This window comes from Anaerosporobacter sp. (genome assembly GCF_965301125.1).
Map to the genome: position 1 here is coordinate 1 of NZ_CBDLAM010000357.1, position 1,964 is coordinate 1,964.

Sequence of the window (1,964 nt, forward strand, 5' to 3'; positions counted from 1 at the left end):
GAAAAGAAGAAAACATTTCCGAAAAACCGGATTGACACAGATAACCTTTAAGTCTGATTAAATTTTAATAAGCATCCCGCCGTATGCGTTAATCGGCGGGATGCTTTTTGTTTAGGGCCATGGCCGTATACGAGAGTGTGATTCTATTGGATTTCCTCTCTCATCAAAAGGACAGTTTGATGAATAAGCAGGATATGTAAGGAAAATGTCGAATTTTTTATATTGTTATGGAGCGTGCTTAGCAAATACGGTGTATTTATACATATGCATCAAAGGGAGGGATTAGGTAATTGGACTTTAGTGTGGATATAATACAAATCAGAGATAGCTCATTTAATATAGGGAAGAAGATGGGAGAATACATACAAAACCGCCCCATTTTAAAAACTCTAGAAATGATCACAAAGAATGAAATAGATTATGTAAATATGATGAGTATATTTACATATTTTGCACCACACTTAATTGATGAACTAGAGGGACTGGCTGAGGGACTACAGCTACCATTACATAAAACTGCAGCTTTATTCAGTGGATATGATGTACCAAAAACGGAAGCAATGGGTTGCTCAGCAATCATTACAAAGGACTACTATATACGGAATTATGACTTTTCTCCAATGCTTTATGATGGTTGTTTTAGCTTACTCCAACCCGAAAATGCTAATTCCACAGCTGGTTATAATTTGCAAGCTATTGGTAGGCATGATGGTGTTAATAACCACGGGTTGGCTTTAGGCCTACATTTTGTTAGTAATAACGCATATACAAAAGGTTTATCGGCTTGGACATCAATAAGAATGATACTTGATACCTGTACTAACCTTGATGAAGCTATACATATGCTTAAAGAAATTCCTCATTCAGCTTGTTATAATTTTTCAATAGGAGATAAATTTGGAAATATAGCAGTGGTTGAAGTAAGTCCAGATAAAGTAATTGTAAGGGGAAACCCGTCATTATTAACGTGTGTAAATCATTTTCAAGATAAAAGTTTAAAAAAGAAAAACAGACCCTCTATTGAAGGCTCTATTAAAAGGAATAATTACTTACAAAGCTTCAAGGAAAGTCATTTTACTCAATCAGAGATGTTTCACTCTTTTGCAAATAAGAGTTCTCCAGTTTTTTTTACTGATTATGATAATTTATTTGGAACACTCCACACATTTTCTTATTCATTCAAGGATTCAAGAATATTAACTGCTATTGCACAAAGTAATCAAGTTTTAGATATAGATCTTGAAGAGTGGGTTAACGGAACAGATATCGATCAACATATTTTAACTGGGGTTATAGAAGAGGGAGGTAAATGAAATAATGTAATTGGAAAATGCGTTCTAATAATGGGAAATAAAATTATATGGGGGATTTTTTATGGGGCTCATTTTCCTAATTATTTTTATAATCCTAGTGCTCTTATTAGAAAAAATAATGGATAAGTTGCTTGGTGTGAAGGTGAAGGGGAAAATATCGGAAACTTCAGGCAAAAATATAAATCGATGGGGAAGAGCTATTATTCTAGTTATCTTTTTATGCTGTATTCCATTTGGTATTAACGAGGATGGATCCTTATCGAAGTGGTATTTTATGCTTTCTGGTACTTCATTCTTGGGTTTTCAAGCTATTCTTGAGTGGAAGTATTTGAAGGACTCAAAACAATATATTAGTACACTTATTTTTATGATTATATTTGTAGTTCTTATATATAATATAGAGAAGTTCATAAGAATTATAGGATTGAAGCAATCTATGTAAACAAATAGATTCTTTAGTTAAACACCGGAGACAGCAAAAAAGCTGTCTTTTTTCCATGGTATTAACAACAATCCTTACGAAAACAGATAAAAAGAGCCCCCGTCTGCTGAACATGTTCGGCACACGGGGACCCATTTTAATCATTAGGCTTCAATCGTGTCGGACGGTGAAGCGTTATTAGAGGATATTCGCTTTTCCTGCTGATCAAT

General features: G+C 33.9%; 2 protein-coding genes. Both read left to right on the forward strand.

Going from position 1 to position 1,964, the window contains the following annotated elements; all coding sequences use genetic code 11:
* Positions 1-290: 290 nt before the first annotated feature.
* Positions 291-1,313 (forward strand): C45 family autoproteolytic acyltransferase/hydolase, encoded by a 1,023-nt coding sequence (locus ACW2QF_RS19900; RefSeq protein WP_455717757.1) that lies wholly within the window; start codon positions 291-293, stop codon positions 1,311-1,313.
* A 61-nt stretch (positions 1,314-1,374) separates the two neighbouring features.
* Positions 1,375-1,755 (forward strand): DUF4181 domain-containing protein, encoded by a 381-nt coding sequence (locus tag ACW2QF_RS19905; RefSeq protein ID WP_455717758.1) that lies wholly within the window; start codon positions 1,375-1,377, stop codon positions 1,753-1,755.
* Positions 1,756-1,964 lie beyond the last annotated feature (209 nt).